The organism is Pseudomonas sp. PB3P13 (genome assembly GCF_054897735.1).
In genome coordinates this window covers 3230864-3244785 of sequence record NZ_CM142702.1, presented here as the reverse complement: position 1 = coordinate 3244785, position 13922 = coordinate 3230864, and the positions used below count along the sequence as shown (strand labels likewise).

General features: G+C 60.1%; 13 protein-coding genes. 9 read left to right on the top strand and 4 right to left on the bottom strand.

The features are described from left to right. Nucleotides 1-161: 161 nt before the first annotated feature. Both ACYZT1_RS14915 and ACYZT1_RS14910 read right to left on the bottom strand, forming a co-directional pair. Nucleotides 162-1475 carry an ATP-binding protein gene (locus ACYZT1_RS14915; protein WP_462015476.1) on the bottom strand — a complete coding sequence of 438 codons (1314 nt, stop codon included), beginning with the start codon at nucleotides 1473-1475 and terminating at the stop codon, nucleotides 162-164. Next, nucleotides 1472-2212: a response regulator gene (locus ACYZT1_RS14910; RefSeq protein ID WP_462015475.1), complete on the bottom strand. Its 741-nt coding sequence runs from the start codon at nucleotides 2210-2212 to the stop codon at nucleotides 1472-1474. The genes ACYZT1_RS14915 and ACYZT1_RS14910 overlap by 4 nt, the downstream gene beginning before the upstream one ends. A gap of 304 nt (nucleotides 2213-2516) precedes the next feature. Here ACYZT1_RS14910 and ACYZT1_RS14905 point away from each other — a divergent pair, with 304 nt between their 5' ends. The 4 genes from ACYZT1_RS14905 (at nucleotide 2517) to ACYZT1_RS14890 (ending at nucleotide 5422) form a co-directional block, all read left to right on the top strand. Beyond that, on the top strand, nucleotides 2517-2780 hold the full coding sequence (locus tag ACYZT1_RS14905) for a DUF2790 domain-containing protein (protein WP_462015474.1): 264 nt from the start codon (nucleotides 2517-2519) through the stop codon (nucleotides 2778-2780). A 106-nt stretch (nucleotides 2781-2886) separates the two neighbouring features. Further along, nucleotides 2887-4098 carry a cytochrome c biogenesis protein DipZ gene (locus tag ACYZT1_RS14900; protein WP_462015473.1) on the top strand — a complete coding sequence of 404 codons (1212 nt, stop codon included), beginning with the start codon at nucleotides 2887-2889 and terminating at the stop codon, nucleotides 4096-4098. A 201-nt stretch (nucleotides 4099-4299) separates the two neighbouring features. Continuing rightward, nucleotides 4300-4572 carry a DUF4242 domain-containing protein gene (locus tag ACYZT1_RS14895; protein WP_462015472.1) on the top strand — a complete coding sequence of 91 codons (273 nt, stop codon included), beginning with the start codon at nucleotides 4300-4302 and terminating at the stop codon, nucleotides 4570-4572. Nucleotides 4573-4606: 34 nt separating this feature from the next. Continuing rightward, nucleotides 4607-5422 (top strand): class I SAM-dependent methyltransferase, encoded by an 816-nt coding sequence (locus tag ACYZT1_RS14890; protein WP_462015471.1) that lies wholly within the window; start codon nucleotides 4607-4609, stop codon nucleotides 5420-5422. A 104-nt stretch (nucleotides 5423-5526) separates the two neighbouring features. Here the strand turns inward: ACYZT1_RS14890 and pcsA are convergent, their stop codons facing one another. After that, nucleotides 5527-6249 (bottom strand): phosphatidylcholine synthase, encoded by a 723-nt coding sequence (gene pcsA, locus ACYZT1_RS14885; protein WP_462015470.1) that lies wholly within the window; start codon nucleotides 6247-6249, stop codon nucleotides 5527-5529. Between the two features lie 250 nt (nucleotides 6250-6499). On the opposite strand from pcsA, the gene ACYZT1_RS14880 reads away from it, so the two are divergent. The 4 genes from ACYZT1_RS14880 to ligD all read left to right on the top strand — a co-directional run bounded on the left by ACYZT1_RS14880 (nucleotide 6500) and on the right by ligD (nucleotide 12463). Continuing rightward, nucleotides 6500-7252, top strand: a complete 753-nt coding sequence (locus ACYZT1_RS14880; RefSeq protein ID WP_462015469.1) for a tellurite resistance TerB family protein — start codon at nucleotides 6500-6502, stop codon at nucleotides 7250-7252. A 153-nt stretch (nucleotides 7253-7405) separates the two neighbouring features. Further along, nucleotides 7406-8791 (top strand): iron-containing redox enzyme family protein, encoded by a 1386-nt coding sequence (locus ACYZT1_RS14875; RefSeq protein WP_462015468.1) that lies wholly within the window; start codon nucleotides 7406-7408, stop codon nucleotides 8789-8791. A 10-nt stretch (nucleotides 8792-8801) separates the two neighbouring features. Continuing rightward, nucleotides 8802-9794: a methyltransferase gene (locus ACYZT1_RS14870; RefSeq protein ID WP_462015467.1), complete on the top strand. Its 993-nt coding sequence runs from the start codon at nucleotides 8802-8804 to the stop codon at nucleotides 9792-9794. Then, the gene (ligD, locus tag ACYZT1_RS14865; protein ID WP_462015466.1) at nucleotides 9791-12463 is read left to right on the top strand and encodes a DNA ligase D; all 2673 of its coding nucleotides are present in this window, start codon (nucleotides 9791-9793) and stop codon (nucleotides 12461-12463) included. Before ACYZT1_RS14870 ends, ligD begins: the two co-directional genes overlap by 4 nt. A 13-nt stretch (nucleotides 12464-12476) precedes the next feature. On the opposite strand, the gene ACYZT1_RS14860 is transcribed toward ligD, so the two are convergent. Beyond that, entirely contained in the window at nucleotides 12477-12878 is a 402-nt protein-coding gene (locus ACYZT1_RS14860) for a hypothetical protein (protein WP_462015465.1), read from the bottom strand. A gap of 128 nt (nucleotides 12879-13006) precedes the next feature. On the opposite strand from ACYZT1_RS14860, the gene ACYZT1_RS14855 reads away from it, so the two are divergent. Then, nucleotides 13007-13906, top strand: a complete 900-nt coding sequence (locus tag ACYZT1_RS14855; protein ID WP_462019254.1) for a polysaccharide deacetylase family protein — start codon at nucleotides 13007-13009, stop codon at nucleotides 13904-13906. Nucleotides 13907-13922 lie beyond the last annotated feature (16 nt).

Sequence of the window (13922 nt, the reverse complement as noted above, 5' to 3'; positions counted from 1 at the left end):
GCACGCCGTACTGCGCCGGTCGGGGCGACGAAAGTGCAGCCTGTGCCACAGTGAGGTCTGGCACGGGAGGCCGACGCCACCGCAGTGCAAACCTTCATGGACAGCGGACTGGTATTGTTGCGGCAGTTGCACGGTGCAGGGGTGATTGGTGTCACGGTTGCTTACTGACCTGACTTGTTCCCGGGCAGCGTCAGCTCTGCGCAAAGTCCACCGCTTTCGCGGTTGCTCAACGTCAGCGACCCGCCGATTGCCAGGGCCAGTTGCTGAGCAATTGCCAGCCCGAGTCCTGTGCCGCCGGTGCTGCGGTTGCGCGAGTTTTCCACGCGGTAGAACGGCTCCATGACGTGCGCCAGTTGTGCTTCGGCAATGCCGGGGCCACGATCCAGGACTTTCACCGACAGCCCGCCGTCGGGTTTCGATGCCACCTGCAATCGGGCCGCACCGGCAAATTTCAACGCGTTGTCGGTCAGGTTCACCAGGACTCGCCGCAGGGCATGCGGGCGGGTGTTGATCACCGCGCCGCTCTTGCCGTTGAGCTGCACATCTTTACCCATGTCCTGATAGTCAAACACCAGGCTGTCGAGGAATGAATCCAGATCGGTGCGACGACTTTCCTCTGTTGATCCATGGATGCTGCGGGCATACGCCACGCCTTCGCGCACCAGATGTTCCATCTCGCCCAGGTCGTTGCAGAGTTTGTCTTTTTCACCGGAATCATCCATGAATTCGGCGCGCAGTTTCATCCGCGTGATGGGCGTTTGCAGGTCATGGGAAATCGCCGCCAGCAGCTGCATGCGCTCCTTCAGATAAGCGGCAATGCGCGCCTGCATGGCATTGAACGCCTTGGCGGCATGGGCGACTTCGGTCGGGCCTTTTTCGTCCAGCAGCACGGCATGGGCGTTGGGGTCGAGGCTCTCGACTGCTTGAGACAAACGGGTGAGCGGGCGGATGGCGATCCGCACGGCGAGCCAGGTGCAGAGAATCATCAGCGCCAATTGGCCCAGCAACACCATTGGCAGCCAGGGTGACAACGGCACCATCGCCGGTCGCACATCGATCGTCACCGGGCTGCCGTCGGACAACTTGAGGTGTACTTGAAAGTGCTTCTGCGCTCCGGGAATGTCGGTCACGGTCATGGGGTAATCCATGCCGATGGCGTCCTTGATCGAGGTCATCGCGACAGGGGTGTCGCTCATGTGTGTGCCGGGCGAACCTTCATTCAGCAGGTAGCGATAGTTGCGCCGATCCAGCTGCTGCAGCCAGCCCGCACGTTCTTCGGCAGGCAAGCGGTCGAGGATGGCGATGGAGGTCGAGACATCGGTTTCCAGATTACCCAGCATGGTGGTCTTCGCGCTTTCGTAGCGCTCGTAGTATTGCGCGCCGAAGGAGAGTGCCTGCGCCAGAATCAGGCCGATCAGGAAGATCAGCGACAGCCGCGAGGCGAGGGTGCGAGGCCAGCGCATCGACAGCTTCATGCGGGCGCTCCAAGTACTTCCACCGGCAGCGAGAACACATAACCTTCACTGCGCACGGTTTTGATGTAAGCCGGTTCGCGGGCATCGTCGAGCAGGCGTTGGCGCAGGCGGCTGACCAGCAGATCAATGGAACGGTCGAACAGGTCCGCGTCACGCCCTTGAGTCAGGTTGAGCAACTGGTCGCGATTGAGTACCCGTTGCGGATGGTCGAGGAACACCCGCAGCAGGCGATATTCGGCGCCGCTGAGGGCGACCATGGTGCCGTCCTCATCGAGCAGATGGCGGGCGGATGTGTCCAGACGCCAGCGCCCGAACCCCAGCAGCCTTCCGGTTTCGGTCACGACCAGGTTGGGCGGCAGCATGCGCGTGCGGCGCAACACGGCGTTGATGCGCGCCAGCAATTCACGGGCCGCGAACGGCTTGACCAGGTAATCGTCGGCGCCCATTTCCAGGCCAACGATGCGATCGGTTTCATCGTTGCGGGCGGTCAGCATCAGCACCGGCGTGGCCTTGTGTTTGCCGGAGCGAATTTCGCGGCAGAGGATCAGGCCATCGTCGCCGGGCATCATGATGTCCAGCACGATCAGGTCCACCGGCGTGGACTCGAGAAACGAGCGCATCTGCCGGCCATCCGCAACGACGGTGGTGCGCAGGCCGTTCTTCTTCAGGTAATTGCCTACCAGCTCTCGTATCTCGCGGTCATCGTCGACGATGAGGATGTGGTCAACGTGTTCCATGGGCCAAGCCTCTTTAAATGGGGATTGCGGCTCAGTCTATAGAGCCTTCAGCGGTTCGCCGCTGCGGTTTGTATTGCAGTGTATCTGCTCTGTCGAGGGATACATGCAGAGGCAAAAACAACGAATTTCAGGGGTTTTGTATGGCTGTGTATCAGGACGGGGTTCTGATACGAACCGATTGATCCAAGCCTGTTTTTGACACAGAGCAGATACCTCGCGGGCTTCTAATTAGCTCCGTCGAGGCAAACCCAACCGCCTCGGCTCAATTGAACGACCTGCCCATTGAAGCCTTGAGGATACGACCATGAACACCAAAGCCATCTACGCCGCTAGCCTGTTTGCCGCACTGAATATCTGCACCTTCTCGGCCCGCGCCGAAGCCGACGTCACAGCGAAAACCTACACCTACGGCACGCCTCTGGACATCAAGAAAGTGCTGTCGTTGAAACAGGATGCCGCACCTTCCTGCGGGGTGGTGAATGCCCAAATGACCTATCTGGATTACGCAGGCAAAACCCAGGTGCTGGACTACCGCAAATTTGCCGACAGCTGCAACGAAGGTAACTGAGTCATGTTCTGAATCCTTCACCATTCCGGTGTGGGAGCGGGCAAGTCGAAACGCCGCTCCCGCACGATCGCGTCAACCACTCCTTCATTCGCATCCGGTGAATCCCATGTTACTCATCGCCTTCCTGGGCGGCCTGTTGACCGTCCTCAGTCCGTGCATCTTGCCAGTCGTGCCGTTCCTGTTCGCGGGCGTCGACCGCACGCGTTCATCCATCCTGCTCACCCTGGGCGGCATGGTACTGACCTTCGCATTGATCTCCAGCCTGGCCGTGGTCAGCAGCGAGTGGGTGGTTCAGGCCAATAATATCGGTCGTCACGTTGCGCTGATCGTGATGATGCTGTTCGCCCTGTCGCTGATCTCCGCGCGGGTCGGTAACTGCCTGACGCGTCCCTTCGTGCTGCTGGGCAATCGCATCGACCCCGACAGTCGAAAAATGTCCGGTCCGCTCAGCTCGATCATGGTCGGCATCGCGACTGGTTTGCTCTGGGCACCGTGCGCCGGGCCGATCCTCGGCGTGATCCTCACCAGCGCCATGCTGCAAGGTGCCAACCCGCAGACCAGCCTTTTGCTGGTGGCGTACGGGCTTGGCAGCGCATTGGCCCTAGGCACCCTGATCTTCGCCGGTCGCGGCCTGGTAAATCGCTTGAAAGCTTCGGTTCCTGTGACCGGCTGGTTGCGCCGCGCAACCGGCGTCGCCGTGTTGGCCGGTGCTGCGGTGATCTCCACGGGGGCGGACAAAACCCTGCTGGCCGGCGCCTCATCCGAAGGCATCAGCAGCGTCGAAACGCACTTACTGGAAACCGTGCCGAAAGTGGTCGATTACTTCGTCAGCAAGGTCAAGGCTGATACGGCGATGGACAATGCCCAGGGCGCAATGCCGTCGCTGGCTGGCGCCGTGCAATGGCTCAACTCGCCCGCACTGACCAATGAGTCGCTTAAAGGAAAAGTGGTGCTGGTGGATTTTTGGACCTACGACTGCATCAACTGTCAGCGCGCCTTGCCGTACGTGAAAGACTGGGCGGAAAAATACGAAAAGGATGGCCTGGTGGTCGTCGGCGTGCACACCCCTGAATACGGTTATGAACGGATCATCGACAACGTCAGGAATCAGGTGAAAAAACTCGGCATCACCTATCCGGTGGCCATCGACAACAATTACTCGATCTGGCGCAACTTCAACAATCAGTACTGGCCCGCGCACTACCTGATCGATGCCAACGGCCAGGTGCGCTTCACGCACTTCGGCGAAGGGCGCTACGAGACGCAGGAGAAGATGATTCAGCAGTTGCTGGAAGAGGCCAGGACGCCCCCTGCGTAAAACGCTGCAATCCAGTCGCTCACAGGTTACGCAAAGGTTGTTACGCAGCTGAAACAGATCTGCGCCGCCTATCGGCGAAAGCGCTGATTCGCCGTGCGAGCAGACCACCGGTCGTGCCAATGATGCGCTCCAGAGCGATAGTCAGCGAACAGGGTTCATGCTTTCGACCCTGTCATCAGTAACAGGAATCAGGAGGCTGCCATGCCCAGATTCATCATAGAACGGGAGCTGCCGGGCGCCGGAACCCTGTCAGAGCAAGAGCTCAAGGGTATCTCGCAAAAGTCCTGCGATGTGCTGCGCCAGATGGGCCCGGAAGTTCAGTGGCTGCAGAGTTATGTCACGGGCGACAAGGTTTATTGCGTGTACATCGCACCCAACGAGGAGCTGGTCCGGGAACACGCCAGGCAGGGTGGGTTCCCTGCGAACAGTGTTTCTCGTGTCACGAGCATCATCGATCCCACCACGGCAGAATAAGCCGGGGCCCGTGCATTTTTACGGAGCAGATCTTATGAGTACCTCCATTGATCTCAGTGCTTTGAAAAACCGTCAGATGGCTGCCTGGGCCAGTGGCGACTATGCCGTGATCGGCACCACTCTGCAGATTGTCGGCGAGGGGTTGGCCGAAGCCTGCGATTTGCTCTGCGACGAAGAGGTGCTCGACGTAGCGGCGGGCAACGGCAACGTGACACTTGCGGCAGCGCGGCGGGGCTGTCTCGTCACCTCCACCGATTATGTCGCCGCACTGCTGGAGCGCGGCCAGGACCGCGCGCGGGCCGAACACCTCGAAGTGACTTTTCAAGTAGCAGACGCCGAGGATCTGCCGTTTGAGGACAGTAGTTTTGATGCGGTGCTATCGACCTTCGGCGTGATGTTCACTGCCGATCAGGGAAAGGCTGCCGCAGAATTGGGGCGGGTCTGTCGGCCGGGTGGCCGCATCGGTCTGGCCAACTGGACGCCGGAAAGTTTTGTCGGGCAGATGTTCAAAACGCTGGGTCAGCACTTGCCACCACCGGCGGGTGCGCAACCACCGTCGAATTGGGGCCGGGAGGAATGGTTGCATTCCCGGTTCGATGAGAGTGATTTTCTGATCCAGGTAACACGCCGGCATTTCAACTTCCGTTACCGTTCCGCCGCGCACTTCATCGACACCTTCCGCAACTGGTACGGCCCGGTCCACAAGGCCTTCGCTGCACTGCCACCGGAAGGCGCCACGCTACTGGAAGGCGACTTGACCGAGCTGTTAAACAGTATGAACCGGGCCGGGGAAAACTCGTTGGTGGTACCGAGCGAATACCTTGAAGTGGTGATCAATCGACGTCTGTAGGAGAAAAGCTTGATCGCGATGGCGGCGGTTCATCTGGCACCAATGCCGACTGAACTACTGCTGTCGCGAGCTAGCCCGGTCCCACAGGCTTGACCCACAGCGACTCATTTCAGTCGCGAACCGTCGAACCATTCCATGGCGGTCCGCCAGATGCAGATGCCCAAAAAGTACGCCGACATCAACAGCCACAGGCCCATGACCAGCGGATTGATTACCGGATGGTTGACCACCAGCGACAAGCTGCAGAGCAACCAGATGGCGGTCACGGCAATGTTGATCGGCATGAATTTGCGCACGCGGAAGGGGTGCAGAAACTTCATCCGCGTCACGGTCAGCAGCGCCAGCGCGATGACGGTCAGAAAGGTGATCCACGGCGACGGAGCAATAATGTACAGGCACAGCGCGACCACGTTCCAGGCAGCGGGAAAGCCCTGGAAGTAGTTGTCTTTGCTTTTCATGTTGACGTTGCAGAAGCAGAACAGCGACGACACCAGAATCAGCGACACCGTGAGCAGCAGGGTGTAATCGGGCAGGGGAATATAGCGGTAGATGAACAGCGCCGGAATAAACACGTAGGTCAGGTAATCGATGACCAGGTCGAGGATCGAACCGTCGAAGCTCGGCAGAACCGATTGCACATTGACCTTGCGCGCCAATGCGCCGTCAAGACCGTCGACGATCAGCGCGACGCCCAGCCACAGCAGGCAATTGGTCGGTTGGTTTTCCAGCAGCGCGAGGGTGGCGAGGAACGCGGTGACCACACCAGTGGCGGTAAAACCATGGGCGCCCCATGCTTTGAGCCTGGCGATGTGTACGGTGGATATCACGGGGGTGTTCTCCAAAAAGTGAAGCAAGCCAGTCATCGCCCTCGTTCAATGAGGGCGGCGGCAGACCGGTCGGGTTGCAGGTATCGACCAAAAATTCGCGAATAAGGTTCATCCCTCATGAATCTTAGCTGGGCCGCGAGAAAGCACTGCAGATAAATCCGGGTTCGTATCAGCCAGACGGTGGTGGCGCAATCGCCTGCGCGGACTATCGTTGTCTGACAGAATTTTCGCTACTCAAGAGGATCTCATCATGAACACCAGCGACCTGCTCGAACAACTCCTGCGCGGCGGCCAGGGTGCCTCGTCGCAACGTGGCGCCGGCAATGCAGCGACCCCGGGCGGGCTCGGTGGGCTGGACGGATTACTCGGCAGTCTGCTGGGTGGCAGTGCCCGCTCAAGCGTGGGAGCGGGTGGCTCGGGTGGCCTGGGTGGTCTGGGCGGCTTGGGTGGTCTGGGCGGCATGCTCGGTGGCCTGGTGGGCGGCGGCTCGACCGCCGGTCGCAGTCGCTCGGGCGGAGGCGCCAGCTACGCAGCACTGGCCTCGCTGGGGATGATGGCTTTCAAGGCCTACCAGGCGTGGCAGAGCAAGCAGGCGACAGCGCCGCAGCAGACGCTGCGTACGGTGGACCTGTTGTCCGGTCCGGAAGTCGAGGATCACAGCCATGCGATCCTGCGCGCGTTGATCGCAGCGGCCAAGGCCGACGGCCACATTGATGAAGCCGAGCAGCAGATGATCAGCGACGAGATCCGTCGGAACACGGACGATCCGCAGTTGCAGCGTTGGCTGAACGACGAAGTGGCCCGGCCGCTGGACGTTGCCGACGTGGCGCAAGCCGCCAAGGACCCGGCGATGGCCGCCGAAATGTACCTGGCCAGCGTCATGTTGGTAAACGATCAGCAGGACGCCGAGCGCAGTTACCTGGATGCACTCGCCGCCGCCCTGAAGCTCGATCCGCAGTTGCAGGTGCAATTGGAGCAGCAAGCCAGCGGTACCCTCGCCTGATTGATTACGGATCAATCCCGGTGCTGGTCTGAAGGCCGTCTGTCAGGGCATTTTCAACACGAATGGAATTTTTCTCCGGAATCATCGCTCTGCTGATGTAGAGACGAGCTGACCCAGCGTCCTGCCACTGGCCTCAGACCAAGAGATATTTCCATGACTGCCCTGAACAGACTTGAATCCCGGCCTGCCCACGAACATCCGATTCCTGGGGCCGGCACGACCAAGCAGATTTACGCACAGCTGCTGCAAAGTGATGACGCCGAGCACCGTTGTGCGCTGGCCCAACGCTTCCTGGAAAAACAGATTCTTGATGCCGCGCAACTGCCCGAGGAAATGCCCCGGGACTTGTCGGCCCTGCAGTCTTTTGTCGAGCAGCACAGCGCCGATGTCGCCCGCCAGTATGCGGACTACCTGCAACAACGCAAGGCAGGCGGCCCCCGACAGTTCTTCAGCAACAAGGCTCACGCGTTGTTTTTCCTGCAAGCCGTGGGACCCACCAAACTGGTGGATGGCGCGTGGTTGTATGGCCTGTTGCAACATTGGCGTGACCCGCGTTTCCAAGGGCTGATCTGCACATATCTGGAAGAACTGGGTGATGGCAACCCGGCGCAGAACCACGTGGTGATCTATCGCAAACTGCTCGCCGAACACGGTTTGCAGGACAACGGCGTCATTGCCGACGAGCACTACCTGCAGGGTGCCATTCAACTGGCCCTGGGCGAATGCAGTGACCGTTTCCTGCCAGAAGTGATCGGCTATAACCTCGGCTACGAGCAGCTTCCCTTGCACCTGCTGATCAGTTCTTACGAACTCAGTGAACTGGGCATCGATCCGTATTATTTCACTTTGCACGTGACCATCGACAATGCCAGCACCGGCCACGCCCACAAGGCGGTGCAGTCGGTGCTTGAACTGCTGCCGATCGAGGGTGACCGCGAAGATTTCATGCGCAGGGTGGCGCTGGGCTATCGGCTCAATGACCTGGGGCAGGGCAGCCGCGTGATCATCGAGTCGTTCGACTTGTATGGTGAAGTATTGAACATGCTTGAGCGCAAACGTCCGTTTGGCCAGCACATGCATTCCGATTACTGCCGCTTTGAAGGCAAAACCGTTAATGAGTGGTTGTCTTCCCCGGAGCAACTTCCGGATTTCCTCACCGCGATGCAGAACAAGGGCTGGATCAAGCGTCATCAGGACCCGCAGGAAAGCCGCTTCTGGCAGTTGATCGAGGGTGACGGCGCCGCCATGTTCGGCGTGTTCAGCCCTTATGAAAAACAACTTCTGCAAGACTGGATTGCCGGCGACTGGAAGCCCGATCGCTCGCCGTCCGCTGTCCGTCGCGGCACCTGCGCCGCCGTCGAACCCGCATTGCCTGTCAACGACCCGGATATTCAGAGCCTGCAATCGGCACTCGAAGGACTGGCCGGCCATGAACAAATGCAGGCGTTGATTCCCTGGCTATCGGCGCGTCGCCACTCCCATCCTGCCGGGCTGATGGCCACTCGACGATTTATCGAACTCAAGTCCGGCCTTCGTTAGGGAGCACTGCATGAATCAGGAAGAACGACTCGACGGCGCCGATCTCGCATTGTTGCAATTGGGCCGCCGTTTGCAGGCTGATGGATACCGTTTCACCACTCCGACACCGCTCACACACCAGCGTGTCAACGACCGCGCTGTCGGCCAGCCTGCACGCACGCTGCGCGAGGTGTTCGGCTGGTCGCGGCCGTTTGAGCCGGGTTTGTTATCGGTGGATGAGCAGCGTCAGTTGCAACAAACGCATATTCTTCAAGAGAGCAATGGGCGCCTGAAAAGTCGCGTGCGCTGGTCGAGTCTGGACGATTTGCTGTTCGTCCATTCCGGGTTCCCGACAGAGGCCGCCGACGCCGTGTTTTTCGGCCCGGATTCCTATCGTTTCGCGCAACTGATCCATGCGCATCTGCAACAGAGTTTCGCGCCCGTGCGGCGGGCTGTCGATATCGGCTGCGGCGCTGGCGTCGGCGCCATTGTGATTGCCCGCGCCCGCCGCGAGGCCGAGGTGTTGGCGGTTGACATCAATCCGGCGGCTTTACGCATGACGGCCATCAATGCTGCGCTGGCCGAGCTGGCCAACCTCAGCGTCGGGACCAGCGATGTGCTCCAGGACGTCGACGGCCAGTTCGATTTGATCGTCGCTAATCCACCCTACATGGCCGATCCCGCCGAGCGCGCTTACCGCCACGGCGGAGGCGAGTTTGGCGAACAATTGTCCCTGCGCATCGTTGAGCAAGCCCTTGATCGACTGGCTCCGGGCGGGTCCCTGGTGCTGTACACCGGCGTGGCGATGATCGACGGGCACGATCCGTTTCTCGATGCGCTGATCCCGCGTCTGCAATCACCGTTGTTTGCCTGGACTTACCGTGAACTCGATCCCGACGTGTTTGGCGAAGAGCTGCTGACCCCCGGTTATCAACGCGTGGAAAGGATCGCGGTCATCGGCTTGACCGTCACCCGTATCGGGCCCGGAATCGGGGGCAGCGTTGAATCGGCAGGTGCGCCATGAGCAAGAATCTGGATGACTACAATCGCATGCGGGATTTCTCGGCGACTTCGGAGCCGGCCGCCAAGCCTTCCAGACGCAAAGCCGCCAAAGACCACGCATTGCAATTTTGCATCCAGAAGCATGACGCCTCGCGTCTGCACTACGACTTTCGCCTGGAACTCGACGGCGCTCTGAAAAGCTGGGCGGTGCCCAAAGGCCCGTCACTGGACCCACACGTCAAACGCCTGGCCGTGCACGTCGAGGACCATCCGCTCGACTATGCCACCTTCGAAGGCAGCATCCCTGAAGGCCACTACGGTGCCGGTGATGTGATCGTCTGGGACCGGGGCGTGTGGATTCCTCAAGAGGACCCCGCCACGGCGTATGCCAAAGGCAAACTCAAATTCGAGCTGCAGGGCGAGAAGCTTGGCGGGCTGTGGAACCTGGTACGCACGCACATGCCCGGCAAACAGGAGCAATGGTTTCTGATCAAGCATCAGGACAGCGCCGCCAAACCTGAAAGTGATTACGACGTGGTGGTCGCCGCGCCGGACAGCGTACTCAGCGACCGTACCATCGTGCCGAAGAAATCGAAAACAACAGCGGCGGCCAAGCCCAAGCCGGTGAGAAAACCGGCCCCGGCGGCGTCCAAGGCCAAGTCCTCGCCATTGACCGGTGCGCACAAAGCCAAGCTGCCCGACACGTTGAAACCTGAGCTGGCGACCTTGGTGGAAAAGGCCCCCGGCGGCGAGTGGAGCTACGAAATCAAGTTCGACGGCTACCGCATCATGGCGCGCCTGGACCATGGTGAAGTCAAGCTGTTCACCCGCAACGGCCACGACTGGACGCACAAACTGCCGAAACAAGCCGAGGCGTTGACGGCGCTAGGCCTTGAATCGGCCTGGCTTGACGGTGAAATGGTAGTGGCCAACGAGCAGGGCGTGCCGGACTTTCAGGCGCTGCAAAATGCTTTCGATTCGGGCCGCAGCGGTAACATCATTTACTACCTGTTCGACATGCCGTACCTCAACGGTGTGGACCTGCGCGAAGTGCCGGTGGAAGAGCGGCGGGCGGCACTGGCCACGGTGCTTAAGCCGAATGAGGACCCGCTGCTGCGTTTTTCTGATTCGTTCGGCGAAGAGCCCGACGCGTTGCTCAACAGTGCGTGCCAGATGCAAATGGAAGGGCTGATCGGCAAGCGTTTGGGCTCGCCCTATGTGTCGCGGCGCAGTAATGACTGGATCAAGCTCAAGTGCAAACACCGGCAGGAATTCGTCATTGTCGGGTATACCGATCCCAAGGGTTCACGGAATTCTTTTGGCGCTTTGCTGCTGGGCTTGCACGACCGCGACAGCGGCGAGTTGCGCTATGCCGGCAAGGTCGGCACCGGCTTCAACGAATCAACCCTCAAGCGTATCTACGAACAGCTGACACCGCTGCAGACGAAGAAACCGGTCGTGGTCAACCCGCCAACCGGATTCGACGCCAAGGGTGTGCACTGGCTCAAACCGACACTGCTGGCGGAGGTGGCCTTCGCGGAAATGACCAAGGAGGGCTCGGTGCGCCACGCCGTGTTCCATGGCTTGCGCAACGACAAGCCTGCCGAAGCCATCACAGAGGAGCGTCCAAAAGCCGTGAAAGCCGACCCTGCGAAAAAATCTTCTGCAAAAAAACCTGCTGCCGCAGCAAAAAAAACCGCTGCTGAAAAGCCCGCCACTGCGAAAAAAGCCAGTGCAGACAAACCCGCTGCCGCACCCGCGAAGAAACCTGTCAAAGCCGACACCGCGCCTTCACAGCTGGGGCTGGGCGGCGGCAAAGTACGCATTACCCACCCAGAGCGGGTCATCGACGCCAGCAGCGGTACCACCAAACTACAGTTGGCCGAATACTACGCCAGCGTTGCCGAGTGGATTCTGCCCGAACTGAAGGACCGCCCAGTGGCGCTGGTGCGCGCCCCGGACGGGATTGCCGGCGAGTTGTTTTTCCAGAAAAACGCCGAGCGTCTGGCGATCCCCGGGATCAGTACGCTGGACAAGGCGCTGACGGGTCAGCCGGTCATGCTCATCAATAATCCCGAAGCGCTGATCGGTGCGGTGCAAATGAGTACCGTCGAGCTTCATACCTGGAACGCCACCTCGGTCAACCTCGACAAACCGGATCGCTTCGTTCTCGACCTCGACCCGGACCCGGCACTGCCATGGAAAAGCATGGTCGAGGCGACACAACTGACGCTCACCGTACTGGATGAATTGGGCCTCAAGGCATTCCTCAAGACCAGCGGCGGCAAAGGCATTCACTTGATGGTGCCGCTGACCCGCAAAGCTGGCTGGGATGAGGTCAAGGATTTCAGCCATGCGATTGTCACTCATATGGCCAAGCTGCTGCCTGACCGCTTTTCCGCGGTGTCCGGGCCAAAAAACCGGGTAGGGCGGATCTTTGTCGATTATTTGCGCAATGGGTTGGGCGCCACCACTATTTGCGCCTACGCCGCGCGTACGCGCGAAGGCCTGCCGGTGTCCGTGCCGATCTTTCGCGAAGAGGTGGCCGAGCTTAAAGGCGGCAATCAGTGGAACGTACACAACGTGCATGCGCGGTTGGTCGAAATCGGCAACGAGCCGTGGGCGGACTGGAAGGAAGCGAAGCAGACGATCACCGCTGAAATGCGGCGCAGGGTCGGAATGAAAAAGTAGTCGCAACGGTCGGTCAGGCGTCCCGCAGCAGGTCGTTGGCGTTCAGCAACTCGTAGGCGATTTCCGGACGCTTTTCGAGGCCGCGGCGGATGGCTGCCGGTATTGCCTGGCGGGTCTTGCGGCACAGTCCCGGCAGAGCGTCGATGGAGATGGCGATGCCGCGCATGGTGCGCACTTCATTGAAACCGGGAGCGATTGCTACACGGATACCCAATTGTTCAAACATGCGTTGTTGCAGCCGTTCGAGATCGCTCAGGCTCTGCAGATTCTCCAGGCGCTCAAGCAGACGCTTTTCTTCATTGCGCGTCAGCAACAATATTCGAAGGTCTGCATCCGGCTTTTCCAGCAGCGGCTCACGCTCGCAGTTGCAAGCGCCGGGCGGGCAGGGTTGGCGGATCGAGAGCGGGATTGTCATGAAACCAATCATAGAGTGCTCCCCCAGGGTTTGCCCATCCCCGCGGCATCGGAACAAAATCTGTGTACCCTGTTCCAACCCGTGCGCGTACCGTCGTGCGTGCACGACGCCTGGGCGCAAAGGTATTCATGAAGCAGTTCTTCAAGGTTATTGCAATCCTCACCCTGGCGATCAGCCTGTTCGGTTGCATCGCTGCGCCCATCGAACTGACGCCACAGACGGAACAGCGTTTGCACGGGCAACCGCCGATCCGGTTTCTGCTGACATTCGACGACGGCCCGAGTGCGTCAAACTGGTGGAATCCCACCGCAACCGTGCTTGAAAGTCTGGCGAGCAATCCACTGCAACCCGACATCACAGCGGTGTTTTTTGTGCAAACTCGCGCTTCTCGCGCTGGAGGGAGTGAGCGGGGCCGCGAGCTCATGCGCCGCGAACACGCCGAAGGGCATATTCTGGGCTTGCACACCGCAACGCCCGGTCACAGCAACCATCGATTGCTCGAGCCAGCCGAGCTGGAACAGACACTTGGTAACGGCAGCGCTGACATCGCGTCAATCACCGGATCGCCACCGAGCCTGATCCGGCCTCCTTTCTGGAACTATGACAAACGCACCTTCGCCGCTTATCAACGCCATGGGCTGCGTGTGCTGCTGACCGACCTGAGCGCCAATGACGGCAAAATCTGGGGTTTCAACGCCAGCCCGCGGCGCCGGGCCAACCTGCAGCGCCAGTTGTCCGAGGTGCGCGAGAGGGTGGCTCGCGGGGAGTTGCCTGCAGTGGACGGGGTTATCCCGGTGGTCGTGACGTTCCACGATCTCAACCGTTACACCGCCCGGCACTTGCGCGAATACCTGCAAATCCTCGTCGACAGTGCCGGGACTCTGAACCTGAAACTCGCGCCCAAAGCGTTCTACGATGATCCTGCGCAACTGCACCGAGCCGCTATGGCGCGTACGGTTCGCGACGGCTCCGAACCGGTGGAATTGCCGGGGATCTGGAACTTGATCTGGAGCAGTGACGGTGATTGAGATTCTCGAATTTCCA